At 72.8% G+C, this 24,936-nt stretch carries 23 protein-coding genes; 14 read left to right on the top strand and 9 right to left on the bottom strand.

Annotated features, from left to right (window positions below; all coding sequences use genetic code 11):
• Window positions 1-66: 66 nt before the first annotated feature.
• Window positions 67-2,190: an MMPL family transporter gene (locus ACFWGN_RS17195; protein ID WP_377618528.1), complete on the bottom strand. Its 2,124-nt coding sequence runs from the start codon at window positions 2,188-2,190 to the stop codon at window positions 67-69.
• A 266-nt stretch (window positions 2,191-2,456) separates the two neighbouring features.
• Here ACFWGN_RS17195 and ACFWGN_RS17190 point away from each other — a divergent pair, with 266 nt between their 5' ends.
• Genes ACFWGN_RS17190 through ACFWGN_RS17180 form a run of 3 tightly spaced genes read left to right on the top strand, consistent with a single transcriptional unit; the run spans window position 2,457 to window position 5,539 of the window.
• Complete coding sequence (locus ACFWGN_RS17190; protein ID WP_377618527.1) at window positions 2,457-5,021, top strand: hypothetical protein; 2,565 nt, start codon at window positions 2,457-2,459, stop codon at window positions 5,019-5,021.
• Window positions 5,022-5,045: 24 nt separating this feature from the next.
• Complete coding sequence (locus ACFWGN_RS17185; RefSeq protein WP_377618525.1) at window positions 5,046-5,231, top strand: hypothetical protein; 186 nt, start codon at window positions 5,046-5,048, stop codon at window positions 5,229-5,231.
• Window positions 5,228-5,539 carry a hypothetical protein gene (locus ACFWGN_RS17180; RefSeq protein ID WP_377618523.1) on the top strand — a complete coding sequence of 104 codons (312 nt, stop codon included), beginning with the start codon at window positions 5,228-5,230 and terminating at the stop codon, window positions 5,537-5,539. Before ACFWGN_RS17185 ends, ACFWGN_RS17180 begins: the two co-directional genes overlap by 4 nt.
• 132 nt (window positions 5,540-5,671) lie before the next feature.
• Here the strand turns inward: ACFWGN_RS17180 and ACFWGN_RS17175 are convergent, their stop codons facing one another.
• Window positions 5,672-7,156, bottom strand: a complete 1,485-nt coding sequence (locus ACFWGN_RS17175) for an amino acid permease (RefSeq protein WP_377618521.1) — start codon at window positions 7,154-7,156, stop codon at window positions 5,672-5,674.
• 177 nt (window positions 7,157-7,333) lie between these two features.
• Here ACFWGN_RS17175 and ACFWGN_RS17170 point away from each other — a divergent pair, with 177 nt between their 5' ends.
• From ACFWGN_RS17170 to ACFWGN_RS17145, 6 genes are all read left to right on the top strand, one after another.
• The gene (locus ACFWGN_RS17170) at window positions 7,334-7,756 is read left to right on the top strand and encodes an organic hydroperoxide resistance protein (RefSeq protein WP_377618519.1); all 423 of its coding nucleotides are present in this window, start codon (window positions 7,334-7,336) and stop codon (window positions 7,754-7,756) included.
• A gap of 81 nt (window positions 7,757-7,837) precedes the next feature.
• Complete coding sequence (locus ACFWGN_RS17165; protein WP_191804258.1) at window positions 7,838-8,476, top strand: SDR family oxidoreductase; 639 nt, start codon at window positions 7,838-7,840, stop codon at window positions 8,474-8,476.
• A gap of 126 nt (window positions 8,477-8,602) precedes the next feature.
• Window positions 8,603-10,651 (top strand): hypothetical protein, encoded by a 2,049-nt coding sequence (locus ACFWGN_RS17160; protein WP_377618517.1) that lies wholly within the window; start codon window positions 8,603-8,605, stop codon window positions 10,649-10,651.
• A gap of 449 nt (window positions 10,652-11,100) precedes the next feature.
• Window positions 11,101-11,676: a class I SAM-dependent methyltransferase gene (locus ACFWGN_RS17155; protein WP_377618702.1), complete on the top strand. Its 576-nt coding sequence runs from the start codon at window positions 11,101-11,103 to the stop codon at window positions 11,674-11,676.
• A complete protein-coding gene (locus ACFWGN_RS17150; protein ID WP_377618516.1) occupies window positions 11,607-11,825 on the top strand; it encodes an excalibur calcium-binding domain-containing protein in 219 nt (72 codons plus the stop codon). Before ACFWGN_RS17155 ends, ACFWGN_RS17150 begins: the two co-directional genes overlap by 70 nt.
• A gap of 57 nt (window positions 11,826-11,882) precedes the next feature.
• A complete protein-coding gene (locus tag ACFWGN_RS17145; RefSeq protein WP_191804262.1) occupies window positions 11,883-12,302 on the top strand; it encodes an Hsp20/alpha crystallin family protein in 420 nt (139 codons plus the stop codon).
• Between the two features lie 295 nt (window positions 12,303-12,597).
• On the opposite strand, the gene ACFWGN_RS17140 is transcribed toward ACFWGN_RS17145, so the two are convergent.
• Both ACFWGN_RS17140 and ACFWGN_RS17135 read right to left on the bottom strand, forming a co-directional pair.
• Window positions 12,598-13,443 carry an SDR family NAD(P)-dependent oxidoreductase gene (locus ACFWGN_RS17140; RefSeq protein WP_377618514.1) on the bottom strand — a complete coding sequence of 282 codons (846 nt, stop codon included), beginning with the start codon at window positions 13,441-13,443 and terminating at the stop codon, window positions 12,598-12,600.
• A gap of 195 nt (window positions 13,444-13,638) precedes the next feature.
• Entirely contained in the window at window positions 13,639-14,574 is a 936-nt protein-coding gene (locus tag ACFWGN_RS17135) for a hypothetical protein (RefSeq protein ID WP_377618512.1), read from the bottom strand.
• A 191-nt stretch (window positions 14,575-14,765) separates the two neighbouring features.
• Here ACFWGN_RS17135 and ACFWGN_RS17130 point away from each other — a divergent pair, with 191 nt between their 5' ends.
• The 4 genes from ACFWGN_RS17130 to ACFWGN_RS17115 all read left to right on the top strand — a co-directional run bounded on the left by ACFWGN_RS17130 (window position 14,766) and on the right by ACFWGN_RS17115 (window position 19,857).
• The gene (locus tag ACFWGN_RS17130; RefSeq protein WP_377618511.1) at window positions 14,766-15,752 is read left to right on the top strand and encodes a hypothetical protein; all 987 of its coding nucleotides are present in this window, start codon (window positions 14,766-14,768) and stop codon (window positions 15,750-15,752) included.
• An 88-nt stretch (window positions 15,753-15,840) separates the two neighbouring features.
• A complete protein-coding gene (locus tag ACFWGN_RS17125) occupies window positions 15,841-16,980 on the top strand; it encodes a Fic family protein (protein WP_377618509.1) in 1,140 nt (379 codons plus the stop codon).
• A 198-nt stretch (window positions 16,981-17,178) separates the two neighbouring features.
• Window positions 17,179-18,987 carry an amidase family protein gene (locus ACFWGN_RS17120; protein WP_377618508.1) on the top strand — a complete coding sequence of 603 codons (1,809 nt, stop codon included), beginning with the start codon at window positions 17,179-17,181 and terminating at the stop codon, window positions 18,985-18,987.
• Between the two features lie 48 nt (window positions 18,988-19,035).
• A complete protein-coding gene (locus ACFWGN_RS17115) occupies window positions 19,036-19,857 on the top strand; it encodes a cohesin domain-containing protein (protein ID WP_377618506.1) in 822 nt (273 codons plus the stop codon).
• Between the two features lie 127 nt (window positions 19,858-19,984).
• Here ACFWGN_RS17115 and ACFWGN_RS17110 read toward each other — a convergent pair whose 3' ends face one another.
• Window positions 19,985-20,275 (bottom strand): hypothetical protein, encoded by a 291-nt coding sequence (locus ACFWGN_RS17110; protein WP_377618505.1) that lies wholly within the window; start codon window positions 20,273-20,275, stop codon window positions 19,985-19,987.
• A 135-nt stretch (window positions 20,276-20,410) separates the two neighbouring features.
• On the opposite strand from ACFWGN_RS17110, the gene ACFWGN_RS17105 reads away from it, so the two are divergent.
• Window positions 20,411-21,760 (top strand): exonuclease domain-containing protein, encoded by a 1,350-nt coding sequence (locus ACFWGN_RS17105; protein WP_377618503.1) that lies wholly within the window; start codon window positions 20,411-20,413, stop codon window positions 21,758-21,760.
• On the opposite strand, the gene ACFWGN_RS17100 is transcribed toward ACFWGN_RS17105, so the two are convergent.
• The 4 genes from ACFWGN_RS17100 to ACFWGN_RS17085 form a co-directional block, all read right to left on the bottom strand.
• Window positions 21,744-22,415 carry a hypothetical protein gene (locus ACFWGN_RS17100; protein ID WP_377618501.1) on the bottom strand — a complete coding sequence of 224 codons (672 nt, stop codon included), beginning with the start codon at window positions 22,413-22,415 and terminating at the stop codon, window positions 21,744-21,746. The two genes, ACFWGN_RS17105 and ACFWGN_RS17100, sit on opposite strands and share 17 nt — an antisense overlap.
• A gap of 113 nt (window positions 22,416-22,528) precedes the next feature.
• Complete coding sequence (locus ACFWGN_RS17095) at window positions 22,529-22,945, bottom strand: type II toxin-antitoxin system VapC family toxin (protein ID WP_377618500.1); 417 nt, start codon at window positions 22,943-22,945, stop codon at window positions 22,529-22,531.
• Window positions 22,942-23,172, bottom strand: a complete 231-nt coding sequence (locus ACFWGN_RS17090) for a hypothetical protein (protein ID WP_377618498.1) — start codon at window positions 23,170-23,172, stop codon at window positions 22,942-22,944. The genes ACFWGN_RS17095 and ACFWGN_RS17090 overlap by 4 nt, the downstream gene beginning before the upstream one ends.
• An 80-nt stretch (window positions 23,173-23,252) precedes the next feature.
• The gene (locus ACFWGN_RS17085) at window positions 23,253-24,587 is read right to left on the bottom strand and encodes a carbohydrate-binding protein (RefSeq protein ID WP_377618496.1); all 1,335 of its coding nucleotides are present in this window, start codon (window positions 24,585-24,587) and stop codon (window positions 23,253-23,255) included.
• Window positions 24,588-24,936: the final 349 nt, after the last annotated feature.

Below are 24,936 nucleotides of genomic sequence, written 5' to 3'. Positions count from 1 at the left end.
TCGACCGACGGCGCCGACCCCGGGAGGTGCGCTCGGCCGTCGGGCGTGGGCCTTCCGGGCGGGCCGCTACTCGCGGACCGGTGCGCCCGACGGGACCGCGGGCGCCTCCTCGGCCGGCACGTCCTCCTTGCGGCCCAGGGCGCTCGGCCACCACATGTGCCGGCCCACGTCGAGGTTCAGGGCCGTGACGAGCACCGAGCGGACCACGAGCGTGTCGAGCAGGACGCCGAACGCGACCGCGAACCCGATCTCCGCGAACGCGACCACGGGCAGCGTGCCCAGCACCGCGAACGTCCCCGCGAGGACCAGCCCGGCCGACGTGATGACCGCTCCCGTCGCAGCCAGCCCGATGAGTGCACCCCGCCGCGTCCCGACACGCAGCGACTCCTCGCGCACGCGGGTCATGAGGAAGATGTTGTAGTCGATCCCGAGCGCGACGAGGAACACGAACACGAAGAGCGGCAACGAGGTGTCGGCGCCCTCGAACCCGAACACGTACGTGAACACGAGCGCGCTCACGCCCAGCGCCGCGGTGAACGACAGCACCACGGTCGCCACCAGGATCAGCGGGGCCGTGATCGCGCGCAGGAGCAGCGCGAGGATCACCAGGACCGTCAGCAGGATGATCGGGATGATGAGCTGGTTGTCCGCGGACGAGGCGCGCTGGACGTCGAGCGTGATCGCGCTCGCCCCGCCCACCATGGCGTCGGCGTCCGGGACCGCGTGGACCGCGTCCCGGACCCGGTCGACCGTGTCGTAGGCCGCCTGCGAGTCCGGCTCGGACGTGAGCGTGCCCTCCATGTACGCGTAGCCCCCCGCGGACACGGGCTCGGTCACGGTCGAGGCATCGATGCCCTCGGTGCTCGCGAACGCGTCGTGCACGGCTGCCACCGCGGGGGGTGACGAGGCGTCGGCGACGACGACCACGGGAGACCCCGAGCCGGCCGGGAAATGTTCGCTCAGGACCTGCTCGCCCACGATCGAGGGCTGCTCGCCCCGGAACGACTCGGCGCTCGACAGCCCGTTGGCGTCGAGCTGCGTGATGCCCAGGCCCAGCACGGCCAGGACGATCGACGTCACGACCCACACGCGCCGCGGCCGGCGGGAGATGCGTGCCCCGAGCCGCGCCCAGACGCCGTGCTCGGTGGGCTCGTCGTCGCCCAGGTGCGGGACGCGCGGCCAGAAGACCCACCGGCCCGTCGCGACGAGCAGCGCGGGCAGCAGCGTCAGCATGACCAGCAGCGCCACCACGATCCCGACCGCCGCGACGGGACCCAGCCCGGCCGTCGAGCTCATCTGCGCGAACAGCAGGCACAGCATGCCGATCGCGACCGTCGCACCGCTCGCGACGATCGCCGGGCCCGCGCGGTGCAGCGCGAGCGCCATGGCCTCGTGCCGGTCCTCGTGACGACGGAGCTCTTCCCGGTAGCGCGCGACCAGCAGCAGGGCATAGTCCGTCCCCGCCCCGAAGACCAGGACCGTGAGGATGCCCGCGCTCTGCGCGTTCACGGTCAGGCCGGTGGTGTCCGCCAGCACGTAGATCACGGCCTGCGACACGGTCAGCGCGACCCCCGCCGAGACCACGGGCAGCAGCCACAGCGTCGGGCTGCGGTACGTCAGCAGCAGGATGACGATCACGACGCCCGCGGCCGCGTAGAGCAGCGTCGAGTCGATGCCCTCGAACGCGGCGGACGAGTCCGCGGCCGAGCCGGCCGGACCGGTCACGTAGACGTCCATGCCGTTCGCGCCGTCCTCGGCGGTCGCGCGCAGGTCCGCGACCGCGTCGGCCGCGAGGTTCCAGCCCTCGCTGCCCAGGTCGAGCGGGACGATCACCTGGGCGGCCTGCCCGTCCTCGGACGGGATCGGCCCGACGACGTCCCCGTCCAGCGTGTCGAGCTCACCGAACGTCGCGACGTCCTGGGAGACCGCCGCGAGGTCCTCGGGCGTGAGGCCCGACTCGCGCACGTAGACCAGGACCGCCGGGATCGTGTTGGGCGAGGTGAAGCTGCTCGCGACGTCGAGCACCTGGGTCGACTCGGCGTCGGCCGGGAGCCAGGACTTGGCGTCGTTGTCCTGCGCTCCCGTGAGCTTGCCGGCCAGCGGCGCGGTCAGTGCCAGGACGACCGCCCAGAACGCGATGACGACCCACTTGGCGTAACGGTGCGTGATCCAGCCGGCGATGCGAGACATGGGTTCTCCCCGAGACTCCCGGTGCACTTCGGCGCGAGATTCCAGCGGACACCCGCGAGGGGGTGGGTGTCAACGGTTCGGGCGACGGTGGGTGGTGCGGGCGGCGCGTTCGCCGCCCGGAGAGGGCTCGACCGAACATCCTGTGGACACGCGCCCCGGCACAGCGCACGCCTGCTAGGAATGGACCGCCAATCTTCACCAGAGAATCAGGGGGCTGCTCTGGGGCGGTCGTTGCCGACCACCGACGGGCGCCCCAGGGGGAAACCATGCCGCTGCCCGACGAAGCCGCTCATCAGACCGCATCACTGACCGGCCCGCCCGTCGGTCCCACGGGGCCGGCGGTGCCGGACCCTGCGCAGCACCCCTCGTCCACGCCCTCCGGGCACGCCCCACGACCGTTCCCCCTGAGCCGTACCCAGCTCGCGAACGCTGCGGCACGCGCAGGCATCGGCTACGCGGGAGGACTCGTCGTCGCGCTGGGGACCGTCGTGCTTCTCGGGATCAGCCTCTCGACGTCCGACGGCTCGTCCTGGGCGGGGAGCAGCGGCGTCTCGGTGGACGGGCTCGGCGCGACCCTCACCCTGCCGTTCCTGATCGTCAGCATGGCACTGCTCGGACCGCTCAACGCCTCGCTGGTCGGCCAGGGGTCGGTCAGCGTCTTCCTCGCACCGCTGTCGATCACGGTGGCCGTCATGGCCGCGATCCTGCTGTGGACGGTCGTGCGGCCACGCCCCCGCGTGCCGGCCGACACCACGACCCCGCGCTCGCTGTGGCTCGAGTCGCTGGTGTCGGGCGTCGTCCTGGGCCTCGGCGGCGCGCTCCTCGCCGCCATCTTCCGCTACTCCCAGAGCACGGGGGACGGGATGTTCCAGTACGCGTACACGGTCAGCACCAACGCGGCCGGGGTCTTCGCGGGCGGCATCGTGGTCGGGACGGTCGCTGCCGCGCTCGGGCTCGGGATCCGGTCACCACGGCCCGGTCTCACTGCCCTCGGCCTCACCGTCCCCGCGGTCCTGCGACGGTCGGCCGACGCGCTCCTGGTGGGCGCGGCTCCAGCGGCGGCGCTCACGCTCGCCGTCCTGCTCGTCGTCGGGATCGCACGCCTCGGCCTGGTCGGCACCATCACCGGGCTCCTGACCGTCCTGCCCAACGTCCTGGCCCTCGCCCTGGGCATCGCCTCCCTCGGCGGCATCCAGGCGAGCGCGTCCGGAGGGGGCGCCACCTTCGGACAGGCCGTCACGCTGTTCAGCGACGGCGCTCCCGAGTGGGCCGCGCTCGCCGTCGTGATCCCCGTCGTGGCCGCCCTGGTCGCCGGCGCACGGCTGCGCCTCGTCGCACGCGCCCCCCTTCCCTGGTCCGAGGCCTGGGCGACCCCCGTGGTCCTCGCCGCGGTCACGCTGCTCGCCACGCTGTTGTCGGGAGCGCGCGCCGTCGGGAGCGCGTCCGCAGGACTCCTCGGCTCCGCAGCGGGCGAAGCAGCGTTGCACCTGACCGTCTGGACCGTCCTCGTGGCCGCGGCATGGGGTCTGGTCGTCGAGGTCGTGGCCCGCCGGCTCGCCCCGTGGGTGGTCGCGGTGCTGCCGCCCCGCCTGGTTCAGGTCCTGTCGACCACCCGCGCCACCACCGGCCGCCCGGTCGAGCGTGGCAGCGGCACCGCAGGTGACGGTCCCGTCCCTGCCTCGCCTGCCGTCCAGGGCACGCCGACCGGTGCCGCCCCGCTCCCCGGGGCGGACGGCGTGCCCGCGGGCGTCGCGCCGTCGGGCAACCCCACCACGATCGAGGCGGGTCCGCCCGCCCTCCCGACCGTCGACCGCAAGAAGGCGCTGATCGTCCTCGGAGCCGTCGGCGCAGCGATCGTCGTGGTGGGCGGTGCGGTCGTCGCGCGGAACGTCGTCGCGAGCACCGTCTACTCCCCTGCCCTGCCCGTCGAGGCCTACCTCGACGCCCTCGAGCGCGGCGACGCCCAGGCCGCGCTCGCGCTCGCCGACCCCGACGTACCCAACAGCGAGCGCACGCTGCTGACGGACGAGGTGTACCGCGACGTCACAGAACGCCCGGCCGGTGCGAAGGTCACCGACATCGAGCGCTTCGAGGACTCAGCCCTCGTCACTGCGACGTACGACCAGGAAGGCCGGAAGTCGACCCAGACGTTCACGGTCCGCCGCACGGGATCGCAGCTGCTCGTGTTCGACCGCTGGGAGCTCGTCGCACCGGAGGTGCCCGTCGTGGACCTCTCCACGATGGTGAACCAGCCTCTGACCACTGTCGTCGTCAACGGGCACGAGGTCGCGGTCGACGCGTCGTCGCCGAGCTTCCGCGCCCTGCCGGGCCGCTGGGAGGTCACGCTGCCGGACGTCGGCGAGCTCCAGAGCGCACCCACGCTGACGTTCACGGTCGCAGGGGGGCCGGCCGACGTGTCCCCGCAGGGAAACGGCGACCAGATGCTCGCCTACACGTTCACACCAGCAGCGCTCGAGGCCGCCGAACAGGCCGCACGGGAAGCCCTCGACGCGTGCCTCGCCTCACCCGAGGCAGAGCCCGAGGGATGCGAGTTCGCCGACTACTCCTACCGGGCCGAGGAGGTCACGGGCGCCACGTGGGCCGTGACGGCCGAACCGACGTTCACGGCGACCGACGACGGGCCGTCCATCACCGTGGACGTCCGGGACGGGAAGGTTGCCCGCACGGGCACCATGCCGCCCGGGGACGGTTGGTTCGCCGAGACCGAGCCGAAGCCCCACTCCTTCGAACGAGACCTGCGCTACTCGACGACCTACGTGATCGGCAGGGACGGACGGCTCGAGATCGGCGAAGGCATCTGGGACTGGTGACGTCGGCATGCTCCCGCCTGGGTCGTGGCCGTCGCCGACGGCAGCCGCCGTGCCGATCGCCTCGACGCCGATGGCTTCACGGCTCTCCTCACCGAGCTCGACAGTGGGCTCGACGAGGAGGACCCGGCGGGCCCGATCACCGGCCTCGAGGCCCGTCGCGAGACAGTCAGCCAAGCGCCGAGCCCGGTGCACCTACACTGCCCCTCATGACTACTCCGAAGCCCGCCGTCCCGCCGATCCCGAAGAAAGTTCCTGCCGCCGTCCCGGCCGGCAAGGCGTCGGGCGGCCTGATCCTCTGGGGCGTCGTCGCCCTGGTCCTCGGACAGGTCCTCTACGCGGCCGGTCAACAGTCACAGCTCAACGCCGCGCTCAGCCCGTACTCCACAGACACCGGGTCAGGACCGTTGATCTTCATCGGCGCGGCGATCTCGATCGTCGGGCTGGTCCTCGTGGTGCGGGCCGTGCTGCGCCTCGCCGAGCGCATCGACTTCCTGTATCACCGGAACGGTGGAAGGTAGGGGAGGTCGTCGACGGGCCTCCGCGAGCGATCGGGCGCGAATCACCGCCACATGATCGATCTTCAACGGGTGGGTCGATGTGGCGTTGCCCCGGGCCGGCGGGGGCCCCGTGCCTGCGGGGCCCGCGCCGGGTCAGGACGGGGCGCCGGCTCGCTCCGTGCGACTCCGCAGCCACGACCGCACCCCGTACACCGCGACGATCACGCCCACGAGCACCACGGTCGAGACGAGCTGGACGCGCGCGGCGTCGTCGAACAGCATGAGCACCACGAGCCCCGCCAACCCCGCCAGCGTCGCCCAGGTGAGCCACGGGTACGCCCACATGCGCAGCGTCATCCGGTCCGCGCCGCCCGCTGCGGCCTCGAGGCGACGGCGCAGCCGGAGCTGGGACACCGCGATGAAGACCCAGACGACGAGCAGCGCCGAGCCCACCGCGTTGAGCAGGATGCCCAGGACCTCGCCCGGCAGCAGCCAGTTGAGCCCCACGGACACGAGGCCGAAGAACACCGAGAGCAGCACCGCGACCCACGGGACGCCGGTCGGCGAGACCTTGGTCAGCGCGGGGTGGCCGTCTCCGCGGCCCGCGAGCGAGAACGCCATGCGCGACGTGCCGTAGACGTTGGCGTTGAACGCCGACAGCAGGGCCACGACGACCACGGCCTCCATGAGCCGCGCCGCGCTCGGCAGCCCCGCGAGGTCGAGCACCGCGACGAACGGGCCGCTCAGCAGCTCGGGGGCGTCCCACGGCAGCACGAGCGCCATGATCGCGACCGCACCGACGTAGAAGAAGAGGATGCGCCACACGATCGAGCGCGTCGCGGTGACGATCGCCTTCTGCGGGTCGCGCGCCTCGGCCGCGGCGATCGTCACGATCTCGATCCCGCCGAACGCGAAGACGACGACCAGCAGCCCGGCCGCGATGCCCGGCAGCCCGTTCGGCGCGAAGCCCGCGAGCGAGGCGGGGTCACCGAAGATGTTGGTCGTGCCCACCGGGTCGGTGCCGGGGAGCCAGCCCAGCACGAGCAGGACCCCGATCACCAGGAACGCGACGATCGCCGCGACCTTGATGAACGCGAACCAGAACTCGAACTCGCCGAAGTGCTTGACGCCCCACAGGTTCACGACCGCGAACACCGCGACGAACACGAGCGCGACGACCCACTGCGGCGCGCCCGGGACCCACCCGGAGACGATCTGCGAGGCCCCCGTGATCTCCGCACCGAGCACCATGATGAGCGTGAACCAGTACAGCCAGCCCAGCGTGAAGCCCGCCCAGCGTCCCAGCGCGGTCTCGGCGTAGACGGAGAACGACCCGCTCGACGGCACAGCCGCGGCCATCTCCGCGAGCATCCGCATGACGAGGATCACGAGCAGCCCGGCGACCGCGTACGAGACCAGGACGGCTGGTCCGGCCGTCGCGATCCCGACCCCGCTGCCGAGGAACAGCCCCGCCCCGATCGCCGAGCCGAGGCCCATCATCGTCAGGTGCCGGGTGCGCAGGCCGTGCGCGAGCTGCTCGCCCTCGGGGGCGAGGGGCGCGGGCGGGTGCGTGGCGCCGTCGGGCAGGGAGGAGGACGAACCGTCAGGCGTGCCCGACGGCGAAGGTGCGTTGGTCATGGGGGTGCGGTCGTTCCGTGGTCGAGGAAGGACGCCGAGGCGGCGACGTTCCACGGTACCTGGGGACGGGCCTCCGGTCGGACGCCGCTGCGCCCTGGGCGAACCGACCGCGCACAGTTGCCCGGAGCGACATACGTTCGAGGGGTTCGTCCGTCGACCAACCCTGGAGGTAGCACGATGAAGGTTCTCTACACCGCGGAAGCACTCGCCACCGGAGAGGGCCGCAACGGCCACGTCCGGTCGACCGACGGGCGCGTCGACCTCGACGTCGCCGTGCCCAAGGAGATGGGCGGCAGCGGCGACGGGTCCAACCCCGAGCAGCTCTTCGCCGCGGGCTACGCGGCGTGCTTCCACTCGGCCCTCCTGGGCGTCGCGCGCCAGCGCAAGATCGCGGTCGCGGACTCGGCCATCGGTGCGAGCGTCTCGATCGGCCCGCTCGAAGCGGGCGGCTACACGCTCGCGGTGCACCTCGAGGCGAGCCTGCCGGGCGTCGAGCGCGCCGTCGCCCAGGAGCTCGTCGAGGCAGCGCACCAGGTCTGCCCCTACTCGAACGCGACGCGCGGCAACATCGACGTGACGGTCGCGGTCGTCGAGGAGTAGCCCGCCAGATCCCCCAGCAGGCGGTCCGCCCCTCCTCGGTGCACGGTGGAGGGAGCACCGCACCCGACACCGAGGAGAACCATGAACGTCGCCCTGATCGGAGCCCACGGCAAGGTGGGCCGCCTGCTCGTCCCGATCCTCAAGGACCACCACAACACCGTGAGCGGGATCGTGCGTCACGAGTCCCAGCTCCCGCTCGTCGAGGAGCTGGGCGGGACGCCGGTCCTGCTCGACGTCGAGCACGCCTCGACCGAGGAGATCACCGAGGCCCTGCGCGGGCACGACGCCGTGGTGTGGTCCGCGGGCGCCGGTGGCGGGGACCCGGAACGGACCTACGCGGTCGACCGAGACGCCGCGATCCGCTCGATGGACGCGGCCGTCGCCGCGGGCGTCCCGCGCTACGTCATGGTGTCGTGGATCGGCTCGGTGCCCGACCACGGGATCCCGGAGGACAACAGCTTCTTCCCGTACGCCGACGCCAAGCTCGCGGCCGACGACCACCTGCGCGGCACCGACCTCGACTGGACGATCCTGGGTCCCGGCACCCTGACGAACCACGCGGCGACCGGCACGATCGACGTCGAGGCCGAGAAGGGCGACACGTCGCGCGGCAACGTCGCCCTGGTCGTCGCGGAGTCGTTGCGCTCGCCCTCGACCGTGGGACAGTTCGTCCGGTTCGTCGACGGCGACACACCCGTCCTGGAGGTGTTCGGCCGCTAGCAGTCGGCCGGCCGCGCGGTCCCTCACGCCTCGCCCGCTCCCGTCGCCCCCACACCACAGCACCTGCGCCCCGAGGTGGGCGACAGCCGTTACGGTGTGCCCCACGGCATACGAGGAGGTGAGCACGTGGTCAGACGCAACAGGACGAAGGAACGGGCCAGGTCGGGCTCGTCACCGGCGCCCGTCGACGCTCCGGACGGCCCCGCGGGCCCACGTTCCGGGGCTCTCCGCAGGCCGCCCTCCGGCGTCCGCTGGGTCACCGACGTCGAGGGCGCCCGGGTCCTCGCCGCGCACCTCCTGACCCCGGGCAGACCCTGGCCCGTGGTCGCGATCTCGGTCGCCGCAGGGCACGACGCGCCCTACGTGGACCTCGACGGGCTGCTCGAGGAGGTCTCGGGCCTGGCCGAGGTCGTCGTCCTGCCCACGGGCGACGCCTCGTGGGCGTTCTCGGCCGTGATGCCCCCGTCGACGCAGGTCTACGGCGGGGCCGCGCGCGTCTACCCGGTCGACCACGAGTGGGTCGGCCTGCCGCGGCGCAGCAAGCTGCGGTTCGCCTACTCGGACGCCGACGCGCGCCGCCTGCACGACCACCTCACGCACGACACCCTGACCGCAGCCCTGAGCGCGGGCCTGCTCGGGACGTCGCACGACCCCGACGCTCCTCGCGTCGAGGGCACCGTCCGGTCCATCCTCGGACCGCGCGCGTTCGTGACCCTCGACGACGACTCGCTCGCGAGCATCGCCGAGGAGCTCACCGTCCCAGGGGTCTGCCTCGCACGGCTGCTGGTCGTCGGACAACGGGTCGCAGGGACGCTGGACCGGGAGAGCCGCCGGCTGGACGTGCGCGGTGCGCTCCTCGTGCCCGACGGCGCCACGCGCCCGGGCGAGGACACGCACCTGGGCGGGTACGCCGTCGGGCAGGTGGTGCTCGCCGACGTGACCGCGGTCGCCCCCGCGACCGTGCACCTGCGGCTCGTCCCCGGGCTCGAGGTCGCCGTGCCGCGCGACGACGTGACCGGGAACCCCGCCGACGAGCTGACCGACCTCTTCACCGTCGGGGAGGTCGTGCTCGCCCGTGTCGTGGCGACCGCGCCGTGGCGGCTGCGGCTCGACGACGTCGACGACTCCGACGGCGACGACGCCCCGGTCCCCGCACCGAGCCTGCTCGACGGCGGACCGCCGTGGCTCGTGCTCCCCGACCTCAGCCGGCCGACCCCGCCCAGGTCGCTGCCCGTGCTGCCGTCGCTGCGCCTGCCCGGGCTGTCCCCCGACGCGGGACCGGCCGAGGAGGCTCCCACGGAGAGGCTCGCGGAGGCGCCCGCCGAGGTGCTCACCGGCGAGACGTCCGCACCTGAGCCGGGCCTCGCCGAGCCTGGCTCGAGCGCCGAGGGCGGGCTGCGCCGTCGGACCCCGCTGGACCTGATCGCCAACGCGCCGCGACGCGACACCCCCGCTGCGCCCACCCGCGGGGCGCTGCGCGACATGAGCCTCGCGCTCGAGGCGAGCCGCACGCGCGCCCGCACGCTCGAGGCGTACCTCGCCGCGGCGACCGCCGAGGTCGGGCTGCTGCGCGCAGCCGCGCAGGCGACCGCGGTCGAGCTCGGCGGGCTGCGGCTCCGGGCGGCCGAGCTCGACCGGGACCTGGCCGAGGCCCTGACCCGGGCCGAGAACTTCCGCACCCGGTACCGCAAGGCCGACCTCAGCCGGCAGCAGCTCAAGAAGGCCGAGAAGGCCGCGAGCCACGCGGGCGCCGCACCCGACGACGGTGCCGTGTTCCTCGACCCCGTCGAGCAGTTCCGGTTCGAGGTCCGGCTGGCGTGGGTCCGACGCGTCCCGGCCGCCGAGAAGGCGAGCAAGCCGCTCGCGCCGTACACGCTCGGGGACAGGTTCCTGCCGTCGCTCACGGCGATCGAGGGCGTCTCGCGGGCCAAGGTCGTCGACGTCGTGGTCGAGGTGCTGACCGGGGACGCCGAGCACATCGCGGGCCGCGAGCTGCACCCGCTGCGCGTCAACGAGGGCGGCAGCAGTCCCGCGCTCGTGCGTGAGGACGGCGCGACGTGCTGGCGGGCGTCGCTCCAGAGCAAGCGTGCGTCGGCGCGGCGGCTGCACTACTGGAAGCGCGGGGAGCACATCGAGCTGTCGCGCGTGGTGCTGCACGACGACGTGGAGCCGTAGGGGTCGATCAACTGGTGGCGCCGGGGCGCGGTGGTGCGGGCGCCCCCTGGAGTGTGCCGAGCACGAGGTTGCGGTCGTTATGGTGCGGATTCCGCTCTCAACCTCGTGGTCGACCGCACGGAACCTCGTGGTCGGCGGGCCCCGGGTCCCGGCCGCTGAGACCCCCTCGCCCCGGACCTGGACGGCGATCGGCAGAGGTTGCGGCAGAGGTACGGTCGAGGCTCGCGCCAGGTCGGCCAGCCAGTTAGTCAGCCGGTCAGTCAGCCAGCCGGTCCGCCGGTCCATCGGACCGTCCCGCCGGCCGTGGACACGCCCGCCGACCCGACCGAACCGCCAGACCCGCCCGACCTCTCCACCCGCACGGCCCGTCCGACCCATCACACCCCGACCGACCCCGAGGAGCACCGGTGAGCAAGGCCAACCCCACGCGCTGGGAGCAGAAGACCGCCATGAACCCCGCGCACTCGACCTGGTACGTCGAGCGCTTCCGCGCGATGGCGGCTCAGGGCGCGGACCTCGCGGGCGAGGCGCGGCTCGTCGACGCCATGCTCCCGCGCGGGGCGCGGATCCTCGACGCCGGCTGCGGCCCGGGGCGCGTGGGTGCCGAGCTCGCGGCGCGCGGGCACACCGTCGTGGGGGTCGACGTCGATCCCGTCCTCATCGAGGCCGCCGAGACCGACCACCCCGGCTCGACGTGGCTCGTCGCGGACATCGCCGAGCTCGACCTGCCCGCCATGGGGGTCGCCGAACTGTTCGACCTGATCGTGTGCGCCGGGAACGTCGTGACGTTCCTCGCGCCCGGCACCGAGGTCGAGGTGCTGCGCCGCTTCCGGGCCCACCTGGCACCAGGCGGGCGGGCCGTCGTCGGGTTCGGCGCAGGGCGCGGCTACGCGTTCGACGCCTTCTTCGCCGACGCCGCCGAGGCCGGGCTCGAGGTCCAGCTCAAGCTGTCGACGTGGGACCTGCGACCGTTCACCGAGGGCGGCGACTTCCTGGTCGCGGTCCTGGGAGCGCCCGAGGCCTGAGCCCGGCGGGCGAGGCACCGATCCGCGTCGGCGAGCCCGGCTACAGCAAGAAGCTGGACCGCGACGGTGACGGGGTGGGCTGCGAGGAGGCCAGGTCCCGCCCCACGGACGCGGTCGTTCGTCCAGGGCGAACGCAGATCTGGAATTGAGCGTGGGTGACTCAAGTTGTACCCGTCAGAGGTTCCATCACGACTGAAGGAGTCACCATGACGACCACCCTGACCACCCCCGCTCCCGCTTTCGACCGCGCTCTGCGCGACCTCCTCACTGCTCGTCCCGTAGCAGGCGTCCCGGCTCACGCCGACGTCTTCCAGGACGGCGACGACCTCGTCGCCCGCTTCGACCTGCCGGGCATCGACCCCGCGCAGGACGTCACGGTCGAGGTCGAGGGCCGCAAGCTCGTCGTGCGCGGCGAGCGCAAGGACGAGCGGGCCGAGGAGACCGACGGCCGCCGCGTCCGTGAGGTCCGCTACGGCGCGTTCCACCGCGTCGTGACGCTCCCCAAGGCCGCTGACGCGAGCGCGATCAGCGCCCGCTACGACGCAGGTGTCCTGACCGTCACCGTCTCCGGCGTCTACGCCGGGACGACGCCGCAGCGCATCGAGGTCACGACCTCCGCGTCCTGACGGTCTTCCCAGCCTCCCCGTCGCAGGTCACCCCCCTTCGGCCTGCGGCGTGGTGAGATCGACGGGCCCGGTTGCGAGAGCACCGGGCCCGTCGTGCTGTCCGGGGACGCGCGGCACTCACGAGCATGCGGTTGGCGTCGCCCGAGCATGCGGTTGGCGTTCGTCTCGAGGACGAAACCGACGACAACCGCATGGTCGGCACCGAAGGGGCAAGACCCGAGTTGGCGAGGCCACCACCCGAGACCCCGAACCACCGAACCCCCATGTGCCCCAGGGCCCAGACGCCGAGCAGCCGTCAGGCGGCAGTCCCCGGCTCGTCGGCCGCGCTCACCATCGCGACGCTCCGGTCCCACAGCTCGGCCGCGAGCCGCGCGTCGCTCACGAGCGGGTGGGTCGTCGCGATCTTCCGCTTGATGTAGTAGTTCCCCGGCTCCCAGTCGACGCCGGGCGTCGTGGTCGCGAGCCAGACCAGGGTGTCGGCCCCCTTGGCCGACGACGTGAGGAAGCGGCTCAGCACCGTCTGGTACATGACGCGCATGCTGCTCGTCGACGTCGCCGCGAAGTTCGTCGCGACGACGCCCGGGTGGAAGGACGCGGCCGAGATCCCCGACGCGCGATACCGGCGGTCGAGCTCACGCGTGAACAGGTTGACCGCGAGCTTCGCGTTCCCGTACGCCGCGTTGGGCGCGTACGACCGCTCGGCCTCGAGGTCGTCGAGGTGGAAGTCGCTGAACAGCCGGTGCGCGGCGCTGCTCGTGCTGACGACGCTCGCGTGGCTCTCCTCCAAGCGGTCGAGCAGCAGCGTGGTCAGGAGGAACGGCGCCAGGTAGTTCACCTGGAACGTCAGCTCGTGGCCGTCCTCGGAGACCTGACGGTCGGCCATGATGCCGCCCGCGTTGTTCGCGAGGACGTCGATCCGCTCGTAGCGGTCGAGCAGGTCGGCTGCGAGCGCCCGCACCTCGGCCAGGCGCGCGAAGTCGGCCACGAAGAAGTCGGCCCCGACCTCCCCGGCCACCGCGGCGGTCTTCTCGGGCGAGCGCCCGACGACCACGACCCGGTGCCCGTCCGCCGCGAGCTGCCGGGCCGCGGCGGCGCCGATCCCGTCGCTCGCCCCGGTGATGACGATGGTCCTGCGTGCCATGTGCCGCCTTACCTCGTGTCGTGCCGCCGGCGCTCGTCCCGGCGCGCCCTCGCCGTGCGGCCGGCCCCTCGCCCGCCACCCGGTCCCCTCGGAGCGTAGACCGAGCACGGGGGCAGCCGCACGACCGGCCCCTGGGCGGCACACGCCGCCGCTCCCCCGGACCACCGCACGGACGACGACGACCGCCCGGGCGGGCTACGCCGTCGGGCCCTCTGCGCGTGCGAAGCGTTCCCGCAGGCCCAGCGCTGCCGACCGCCACGACGCGGCCCTCTTGATCGTCGCGCCCATCTCGCCCTCGTCGACCGGCACGTGCACGACGCGCACCCCCCGCTCGGCCGCGAGCGCCAGCATGGCGTCGGTCGACTCGGGGAACGCGAGCTGCAGCAGGACCGACGTCGTGCACGCCTGCCGCTCGCCCTCGCCGAAGCGGCGCTTGTAGACGATCTCGGTCACGGTCCGCCGGGTGAACAGGTCGCGCTCCGCGACCGCCTCGGGCCCCTCGTCGGGCGCGTCGTCGCCTGCGGTGCCGCCGACCTCGAGGAGGCGAGCGACGTCGTCGGGCAGGGGCACGACCGCCAGGTACAGCGACACGAGCAGCTCCGAGACCTTGCCCAGGACCCAGCCGCGGCCGGGCAGGCGCGGGATCACGCGCAGGTACTGCGCGAAGTTCGCCTCGAGCGCGTCGGCCGACAGGCTCGACCACGCGGGGTGCGTGCGCAGCTCGATCACGCGGTCCCAGTCGACCGCGTCGCCGTCGAACCCGATCTCCTGCGGGCCGACGTGCACGGCCCCGAACCGGTCGAGCAGCTCGAGCGGCTTGGTCGCGAAGCGCGGCACGTACGGGACCTGGCGCACGAGGCCTGCGGCCGAGGCGTCCCAGTGCGTGGTGAGCGGCAGGTCGGGGCGCGGGTAGACGTCCAGGGCCCGGCCCACCCAGCCTGCGACGAGGTCGTCGAGCCCGGGCTTCGCGGGGGTGTCCGCGAGGCCCGACGGCGGCGCTCCGGTCGGGTCGGCGGGTGCGGCGGGGGTGGTGGCTGGGTCGGGCGTGACGTCGGTGTCGGTGGGGGCCGGGTCGGCTGCGACGTCCGGTGCCGGGGCCGCGGTCGAGCCGAGCGATAGGTCCTTGTCCACGGGCTCCCCTGGGTCGGCGGCGGTCCGCGCTCCCGGGCCGTGCGCCCGGTGCGGTCGACTCCGGAGACTATCGGAGGTGCCGAGCATGTGGTTGTCGTTCCACGAGCATGCGGCCGTCGTCCGGTCCGGCCCGATTCTCGACGACGACCGCATGCTCGGCACCGCAGGGTGAACGGTGCGACGCTGGGGCGATGAGCGAGGATCCCGGCGCGGGCGGCGGCCAGGCGGTCGACGGCCTGTTCGCCCTGCCGCTCGACGAGTTCGTCGCGGCCCGGAACGTTGCGGTCAAGCAGGCGAAAGCAGCGGGCGACGCCGTGGGCGCAGCCCGGCTGCGCGCGCTGGTCAAGCCGACGGTCGCCGGGTGGGTCGTCAACCAGGTCGCCCGCACGCACGGGCACGCGATCGACGACCTCGTGGCTCTCGGCGACGAGCTCCGGGCTGCGACAGAGGCCCGCGACCGCGCGCGGCTCACCGAGCTCGACCGCGAGCGCCGACGGCAGGTCGACGCCCTGGTCGCCGAGGTGTCGTCGGCGGGCGTGGGCGGCAGGGCGGTGTCGGGCGAGGCGCTGCGGCGGCTGGGTGAGACCCTCACCGCGGCGGTCATGGACCGCGACGCCGGGGCGCTCGTCCGAGCAGGGCGGCTCACGCAGGCGCTCCAGTACGTCGGGTTCGGGATCGTCGACGAGAGCGGTGAGACGGCCGACGTCGTGTCGTTGAGCGCCGAGCGCGAGGCCCGGCGAGGTGCTGGTGCGCGGCGCGCTGCGGCTGCGGAGCCGTCGGGACGCGCTGGGGAGCCTCACGTCGAGGCGCCCGCCGACGAGCCGGTCGCGGCCGAACACTCTGGATCGGATACCGCCCTCGAGTCCGCCGAGCGCGAGGTCGCGGAGGCGGCCGCGGACATCGACCGGCTCGAGGGTCGCCGCGACCAGGCCGCCGACGCCGTGCGCGAGGCGAGCGACGCCGTCGGGCCGTTGGACGCACGCCTGGCCGCGCTCGACGAGGAGATCGCCCGGCTGACCGCCGAGCGCGACGACGCGCACCGCGCGCTCGACGAGGCCCGTGCGGCGCTCGCCGCGGCCGAGGAGGAGCTGGCCGGCGTGGACGCCGAGCTCGCGGCCGCGGAGGGTCGCGCCGAGGAGGCGAGGCGACGCCGTCGGGCGGCGCGCGCGAAGGGCTGAGCTGGTTGTCCCCTGTCCTGATGTCTCGATTCTTGCGACACGCCATGTTGCGTGAGACTGTGTGTCTCTAGATTAAGGACATTGGGTCATGCTCTACACCCTCCCCGTGCTGACTGCCGACGACGAGCGCGTCCTCGGTGAGCTCTCGACGATGCGTAGTGCACTCGCCGATCAGATCCGCACGCCCCGACGGTGGGTAGGGAGGCTTCGTAAGACGGCCGTCGCACGGGCGATCCAAGGGTCGAACAGCATCGAGGGGTACAACGTCGCCCTCGACGACGCCGACGCCGCGATCGAGGGCGACGAACCGATCAGCGCTGACGTCCAGACGTTCCGTGAGATCGCGGGCTATCGCCAGGCGCTCGGGTTCATCCTGGCGACCGCCGGCGACGAGAACTTCACGCTCGACGCGTCGATCCTCCGTTCCATGCACTACATGCTCCTGTCCCACGCTCTCGACAAGAGCCCCGGTCAGTACCGCCGCGGGGAGATCTTTGTCTCGGACGAGGCGACCGGCCGTCACCTCTACGCCGGGCCTGACGCCGGCCTCGTTGCAGAACTCGTCGACGAGCTCATGCGGTGGACCTCCGACCATCCGGACCTCGATCCGTTTGTCAGCGGTGCGATGGCGCATCTCAACCTGGTCATGATCCATCCCTTCCGCGACGGCAACGGCCGCATGGCTCGCGCTCTGCAGACGCTGGTACTGACCCGAGCAGGCCTGAGCGCTCCCGAGCTGTCGAGCATCGAGGAATGGCTCGGGGCAAACACCGAGGACTACTACCGTGTCCTGGCGCGATCCAGTGACGGCACCTGGAGCCCGGGCCACGATGCCTCCACCTGGGTGACGTTCTCGTTGCGCGCGCACCATCTCCAGGCACAGGCCGTCCTCGACCGCGTATCGCGCGCCTCGAGGGTCTGGAGCATGCTCGACGATCTCGGGGCGAGCAAGCGGCTCCCCGATCGATCGCTCGACGTCCTCTACTCGGCCGCGCTCGGCATGCGGGTCCGGAGAGGGCCGTACGTGCGTGAAGCCCAGATCGACGAGCGCACGGCGAGCCGTGACCTCAAGCTGCTGACCGACGTCGCACTGCTGCGCGCCGTCGGTAGCACCAAGGGGCGGCACTACGTCGCCGGGCCGGCACTCGACGCCGTGGTCGCCGTCCGCAGGTCTGCTGCCGAGACCGTGGATCCCTACCCCGGATTCCGCGCGAGCCTCTACTCGTAGGACGCCGTCCACGGTCGAGCAGCAGACGAGACACGGTTCCGAGTGACCGCGTAGCGGTCGAAACTGCCGCGACACCGCGCCGAAACACGCGGGTGGCAGCCTCGCTGTGGGCGCACGGGGGTGCGCGCCCTCCCCAGATCAACCGCCGCCGTCGGCGTGCTTCGCCCTGCCCTCGGCGCACTCGGAAGGGACATCTCCGTGACCACACACGTACGACGACGGCGCCTCCTCGCCGCCGCTCCGGTCGCCCTCGCCGCGATCGCCGCGCCGATCGCCCTGGGTCTGACCGCGACCACGGCCGTCGGCGCTCCCGCCGACCAGGCCTCGGCCGGGCTCGCGTTCGGGGCGCCCTTCTACACCGAGGCCGACCTGACGGGCGACGGCACGGTCGACACCGACGACCTGTCGCTGCTCGTCGCGGCGGTCGGGACCACGAGCACCGACGCCGGCTGGGCCGACGTCGCGGCCGCCGACCTCGACGGCAGCGGCGTGATCGACGTGACCGACGTCGCCGCCCTGTCCCAGCGCATGCTCTACGACGACGGCGCCTTCACGCTGCTCGAGGCGAGCACCGTGGACATCCAGAAGGCCATGGCCTCGGGCGAGCTGACCGCGGTCGAGCTCACGCAGATGTACCTCGACCGGATCGAGGCGTACGACGACCAGATCAACTCGATCATCACGGTCAACCCGCACGCCCTCGAGATCGCGGCCGAGCTCGACAAGGAGCGCGCCGCGGGCGGCCCGCGCAGCATGCTGCACGGCATCCCCGTGATCGCGAAGGACAACTACAACACCGTCGACATGCCGACCACAGCCGGGTGCACGTGCCTCCGGGCGAACCAGACGTCGTCGGACGCCCAGATGATCGAGAACCTGCGGGCCGACGGCGCCGTCATCCTCGCCAAGGCCAACCTCTACGAGTTCGCGGTCAGCACCACGACCGACAGCTCGCTGGGCGGCACCACGACCAACCCCTACGCGCCCGGCAAGACGTCGGGCGGGTCGAGCGGCGGGTCCGGGGCGTCGATCGCCGCCAACTTCGCGGTGATCGGGCTCGGCACCGACACGGGCGGCTCGATCCGCATCCCCTCGTCGTGGAACGCGCTCGTGGGCGTGCGTTCGACCGTCGGGCTCACGAGCCGTGACGGGATCGTCCCGCTCGCGCTGTCCCAGGACACGGGCGGACCCATGACACGCACCGTGACCGACGCGGCCATCGCGCTCGACGCCGTCGCGGGCTCCGACCCCGAGGACGCCGCGACCGCGCTCACCGACTCCCGGCGACCCGCCTCCTACACCTCGTTCCTCGACGCCGACAGCCTCGACGGAGCCCGCATCGGCTACGACCCGACGACGATCGGCACCAACGCGACCGCCAAGCGCCTGTTCGCTGACGCCGTCGCGGACCTCGAGGCCCGCGGGACCGAGGTCGTGCCGCTGGCCATCACGGACATGGCGACCATCCAGACGTGGTCGTCGGGCAGCACCAACGAGTTCGGCCACGACCTCAACGCGTACCTGACGAAGTTCGCCGCCCCGGCCGTGCCGTACCGGTCCCTCCAGGACATCGTGGCGTCGGGCGGCGACTACCTCCCTGCACTGGCGGGCACCCTGCGCACCCGCTCGCTCGTGACCCAGGAGACGTACGACGCGTGGAGGACCCAGCACGACGGCGAGATCGCGTTCGGCCGCCGGGCCATCGAGGGAACCATGGACGCGAACGACGTCGACGCGATCATCTACCCCTCGACCTCGGGACCGACCGGCTACTCGAGCGGCTCCAACAACCGCCTCAGCCCGTTCTCGGCCCTGCCCGCCGTGACCGTGCCCATGGGCTTCGCGTCCGCCGAGCTCGACGGCTCGACGAGCGACGGCGCACCGATCGGCCTCGAGTTCATCGGCCGCGCCTACGACGAGGGGACGCTGCTCGGCCTGGCCTACGGGTACGAACAGGGCTCGCTCAACCGCCACGCACCCGCGCTGTTCCCCGAGCTGGAGGGCTGAGCCGTGCGGACGACGACACCTGCTTCACTGTTCGAGAGGACGACCACCATGGACCGAGCCGTTGGATCACGGGCACCGCAGCGGGGCGCCGCAGGACGGCTGGCCGCCCGGCGGGTCGTCGCCGGTGCGGCGACGCTGACGCTCGCGGGGGCGACGCTCCTCGGCGGCGCCGGAGCGGCGAGCGCCGCGACGACCGTCGGCTCGTACACGGTCACGGCCTCGACCCCCGCGGTCGAGGTCGGCGATACCGTCTCGGTGACCGTGGCCGCCTCCGGGGTCACCGACCTGTTCGCGTACGAGCTCACGGTGGGCTTCGACCCCGAGGTGCTCGAGTACGTCGACGGCAGCGGGACCACCGACATCTCCGGGTTCCACGAGGCGGCGCTCGGTCCCGACGGGTCCTCGGTCGTGCTCACGCAGACCAAGCTCGGCACCTCGCCGACCGCCGAGGGAGACCTGACCCTCGCGACCCTCGACTTCGTGGCCGTGGGCGCGGGGGACGGCGACGTGACCGCAGAGCGGGCCACGCTCGTCGACGCCGCGACCCAGGCGACCGAGGTCACGGGTCTCGGGACCGCGCCGATCACCGTGACGGCCGTGGCGGTCGAACCGACCGACCCGCCCACCGACGAGCCGGGGACGGGCGGTCCTGGCACCGACGAGCCCACCGACGACGCGACGCTCGTCGACTCCGACGGCGGGTCGGACCCCTGGTCGACCGGAGGCACGGGCTCGGGCTCGCTCGCCTCGACCGGTGCGACCGTCGGCCTCGCGGCCGGCGCGGCGTTCCTCGCTCTGCTGGTCGGCGTCGGGCTCGTCGTCGCAGCCCGACGCCACCGCGCCCGCCAGGCGGAGGGCGGCGCGGAGTAGCGCCGCTCCTGCCCCCGGCACAGGGGCGGGAGCGCGGAGCGCGCCCGTGGGGGGCGTGCTCGACGGAGCGACGGGCCGGGCCTCGGAGACGAGGTCCGGCCCGTCGTGCGTCGTGCTGCTCCGGGGCTCAGTCGCTCGACGGCGGGGCCGTGCGCTCCGGTATGTACACCTCGATCGAGACGTCGCCGGGGTCCGGAGACTCGGACGGTGCCGTCGTGGCCGTGTCGGTCGGTTCGGGCGACGGCCCGTCGGTCGGATCGACCGGCGGCGGGCTCGTGGGCTCGGTGGACGGGTCGGTCGGTGACGGGTCGGTCGCGGTCGGCGAGGGTGACGCGGGACCCGAGCCCGCGCCTCCCTTGCACCCCGCGAGCAGTCCGACGGACACCAGGACGCTGGCCGTGATGGCAGCAGTACGCACAGCAGATCTCCCCTGAGTTGGTATGCCTGTCCAGGTTAGAAACGATTCGACGGACTCGCGCGTCGAAGGCCTGTGCACCCGCGAACCTTGTGGACGACTTCGTCGTCGCGCGCCCCACCTGGCACCCTGGTCTCCGTGCCCGGATTCGCCGTGATCGACCTCGAGACCACTGGGTTCTCGCCACGCCAGCACGACCGCATCGCCGAGGTCGCCGTCGTCCTCACCGACGCCGCCGGCCGCGTCCAGGACGAGTGGTGCACGCTCGTGAACCCCGAGCGTGACCTGGGCCCGCAGCACGTGCACGGCATCAGCGCGGCCGACGTGAGCCTCGCGCCAACGTTCGCGGTCGTCGCGCCGCACCTCGCGCGGCTCCTCGAGGGGCGCGTGATCGTCGCGCACAACGCGAGCTTCGACACGCGCTTCCTGCGCGCCGAGTTCGGGCGCGTGGGCCTGCCCGTGGGGATCGACCCGCTCGCGTGCCTGTGCACCATGCGCCTGGCCGGGACGTTCCTGCCGTCCGCGCCGCGCGGTCTCGCGATCTGCTGCGAGCTCGCGGGCGTGGTGCACGACGGCGCGCACTCGGCTCTCGGCGACGCCCGCGCCACCGCAGGGCTCCTCGAGCACTACCTGGGGCTCGACGACGCCGACCCGCTCTGGGCCCAGGCCCACGAGGCGTCTGCCACGCACTCGTGGCCCGGCCTTGCAGCCTCGGGCGCCTTCTCCCCCGTGCTGCGCGGCGCGAGCCGGCCCACGGGCCACTGGCTCTCGGGCCTGTCCGACCGCCTCGACCGCGTGCCCTTCCCCGTCGAGGCCGACGACTACCTCGCGCTTCTCGACCTCGCCCTGCTGGACCGGTACGTGTCCTTCACCGAGCGCGGCGCCCTGCTCGCCGCGGCCGAGGAGGCGGGGCTCGGCCGTGCGCAGGTCGAGTCGCTGCACCGCGGGTATCTCGACGCGCTCGCGCGGGTCGCGCTCGAGGACGGCGTGCTCTCGGACGCCGAGGTCGCAGACCTCCACGAGGTCGCCGGCCAGCTCGGGATGGACGCGGACGACGTCGCGGCGGCGGTCGAGCGCGCGGCGTCCGGTCCGGTGCTCGCCACCCTGCCCGACGGCGGAGCGCACCCGCGCTCGGAGGCGAGCGACGCCGTCGGGACGGGTGGGGACGACGGTGTTGACGGCGCCGGTGTGCCGGGTGGGGCCGTCGCGACCGTGGCCGCGCGGCCTCGGTTCGCGCTGGCTCGGGGCGACGAGATCGTGCTGACCGGGGCCATGACGCGGCCCCGCGAGGACTGGGAGCGCGAGGCGCGGGCGGCCGGACTGTCACCCTGGCCGAACGTCACCAAGCGCACACGCGTCGTGATCGCGGCCGACCCGGACTCGCTGTCCGGGAAGGCCCGGACCGCGCGGCGGTACGGGATCCCCGTCGTGAGCGAGAGCGTGCTCGAGGAGCTGCTGGGGCGGGTCGAGGTCACGGGGGTGCGATGACGTCGTGCGTCGTCGGGCGGATCTGGACGCGTGGCGCGCCGAACCCCCGGACGATCGCGGCGGCATGGTCCAGGACGGCGAGCGAGCCGTCGACCACGCACACGTCACGTCGGCTGTAGTGCCCCCACAGCGGTGTCTGCTCCCGCTCACCGGTCTGTACGTCGACGAGGCGGGCCGCGCTCCACTGCCCGTGGTGGACGGACTCGACGACCTCGACGACCCGGCCACCCTGGACCGTCGCGGCCAGCGCGACCATGCGTGCCCACCGGCGGCGGCACCGTGCCACGAACCACACCGGCCCGGCGATCGTGGCGGCGACCATGGTGCCGAAAGTGATCGTCCGCAGGCGCTCCGTGATCCCGGGCGTCTCCATCGTGAACAACAACAGGAGCACGAGGAGGTATGGAGCGAGCAGCACACCGACGAACGGCAGCAACAGTCCGGTGAGGGTCGGTCGCACCCAGTAGTGCGTGAAGAACCACGGCAGGTAGACCGCGAGCGCCATCGCGTTGACCGCCCCGTGATACGCGAGGTCCTCGTCACCGCGCCCCACACCCACGATCCACGACACCAGGACCGTGCAGGCGCCTGCGACGACCAGTCCCGTGAGGACCGCGCTCGCGACGCCCCACACCCATGTGACGCCCTTGCCCATGCTGGCTCCCCCTGCTCGATCGCACCGCGCCGAGTGCGCGCTGCATCGACGGGACCATCGTGGCGGCGTCGAGGGGTGGCGCCAGGGTTGTCCACAGGGGCCGATGGCCCGTCCTACGCGACGAGTTCGATCGTGCAGCGGGGGCCGGGCGCGCGCGCGAGCCGCGCATCCGTCGTGACGAGGGTGGCGTCGAGATGTTCCGCGAGCGCGACGTCGGCGGCGTCGTACGTGCTCAGGTCGGGGCCGAGCTCCCAGGCTCGGGCGGCCAGCACCTCGAAGGGCCAGAGCTCGACGGGCAGGCGACGCAGAGCGTCGAACGCGATGCGCGCCTCACCGTCCGACAGCAGTCCTGCTGCGCGACGACGGCGCAGCACGTTCGCGACCTCGTACGGAAGGAGCGACGGAGCGAACAACGTGGCGCCACGGAGCAGCTGGGCAACCGTATCGCCCCGCGTCGACGGGTCGATGAGCAGCACGACGACCGCCGACGCATCCGGCACGACGAGACCGCCCTGACGGTGCTGACTCACCGGCGGTCGGCGGCGAGGTCCGTGGTCAACGAGTCCATCTCGAGCGCAGGGAAGCCCCGGGCGTTGCGACGGATGTCGACGAGGACGCCCTCGAGCGACGGCTTGGCCGCCAGGTCGTCGAGGGCCTGGGCGAGGTACTCCTGCAGCGATCGCCCTGAGGCGGCCGCACGCGAGGCGAGCTCGTCGCGCACCTCCTGCGGGACGTCGCGGATCGTGATCGAGACCATGCCTGCACTCTACTGCTGATGCTGCTGATCTCGCAGCACGCGGGACGTCCGGGTGAGACACACCGGATGCTGGAAGCCGATCAGCAGGTCCCGACGACCGCCCACGCTCCCCACTGCGACGTCCCGGGCGTCTCGCCCTGGGTCCACCACCTGGCCGTGTAGGTGCTGCCGGCGTGCGAGACCGTGGCTCCGCCCGTGTAGACGGCGCCCGCGCTCCAGGCCGGAGCGGTGCACGCGGGCGTGGTGGGGCTCGGCGACGGTGAGGGCGTCGGGCTCGGGGTGGGCTCCGGCGTCGGGCTGGGTTCTGGGCTCGGCCCGCCGCCCACCGGCGAGACGGGGATGCCCGGGTTGACCAGGCCGTCTCCCCCGACGACCGTGTTGTCGCTCGTGACCGTCACCGGACAGGTCGCCGCGTCGTAGACGGTCACCTCGATCGCGTACCGCCCGGGCCCGACGGCGCGGCTCAGGTCCGAGGAGTTGTTCCGAAACGTCGTGCCGCAGCCCCAGCCGGGCGACTGCTGGTGCGTCTGGAAGCCTGACTTGGTGGTCCCGACGCCGACGTTGTCCTCGACGACGTAGTCGTTGCCCTTGATGTCGACCCACGAGTCGTCGTAGTTGGCGCCCGTCAGCCCGTCGCCGTAGAACGTGTTGCCTGCGATGCGACCGCCCCGCGTGCCCTCCTTGATGTCGACGTTCTCGCCGCGCACCAGCGGGCCGATGACGTTGTCGAGGATCTGGACGTGGTCGGACGTGTCGCTGTAGGTGTTGGCGGACCCGACGTAGACGCCCTCGCCCATGCCGCGCCCGTCCTGCCCGGTGTCGAAGATGCGCGAGTTCCGCAGGACGCCGTAGCTGCTCGACGTGCGGAAGTGCACGCCCTCCATGGTGAGGTCGTGGACCGTGACGCCGTCGATCGTGACGTGGTCGGACGAGTCGACCATGATGCCCTTCTGGGCGTTCTGGACCGTGATGCCGCGGACCGTCCAGTGATCGGCGTCGGTGAGCTGGAGGACGTTGCCACCGCCGCTCGAGGTGCGCAGGACGGCGTTCGCGGACCCTTCGAGGGTGATCGGGGCCGACGCCGTGGCCGGGCGGCCCGCGACCTTGAAGTTGCCCGTGTAGACGCCATCGGCGAGGTGGATGGTCTGGCCCGGGGCGGCCGCCGCGAGGGCCGACTTGAGCTGGGCCGCGGTCGAGACGGAGACGGTTTCGGCGGCGGCCGCCGGTTCGGGTGAGGTGGTGGCGACCGCGAGGAGGGCGAGGGTCGCTGCGGTGGTAGCTGCGGCGAGGAGGCGCCTACGCTGGGCGGCCGTGTGGGTGGTGGGCGCGGTGAGCGGGGCACGGCGGGTCGTGAGCGTGGCGCGGCGGGCCGCGAGCGGAGCGCGGCGCCGTTGCCACGCGGTCGGTGTCGTCATGCGTGGAGGATGCTCGCACTGGGTGCGGGTGGTCAACGGGTTGCAGCGAAGAGTGTGGGAACTACGTACAAGCACGGTCACTCGCTCAGTCCAAGAACGCGTCGGTCTGCCCGTCGACATCTCCGCGGGTCGGGAACCTAGACGACCCCCTGCTCGCGACCCCGAGGCCCTCGCTCTTGCACAAGGTCTCTTCGAGTTGCTATCGAACGCAACGTCACATGTGCATTCCTAGAGGCAAAGGCATGGGAACTAACGGGCTCTTCGCAGTTGAGGGTGTAGAGCGGGTCGGCGCGTCGATCCGGGGATAGAGGTCGAGGTCTTCCGATGATGGGAGTTCTGACACCGCCCA

The organism is Oerskovia sp. NPDC060338, from assembly GCF_042726295.1.
In the GTDB taxonomy this organism is placed as follows: Bacteria; Actinomycetota; Actinomycetes; order Actinomycetales; family Cellulomonadaceae; genus Oerskovia; species Oerskovia merdavium.
The sequence above is the reverse complement of the archived record's forward strand: the minus strand, read 5'-3'. Positions and strand labels throughout refer to the sequence as shown.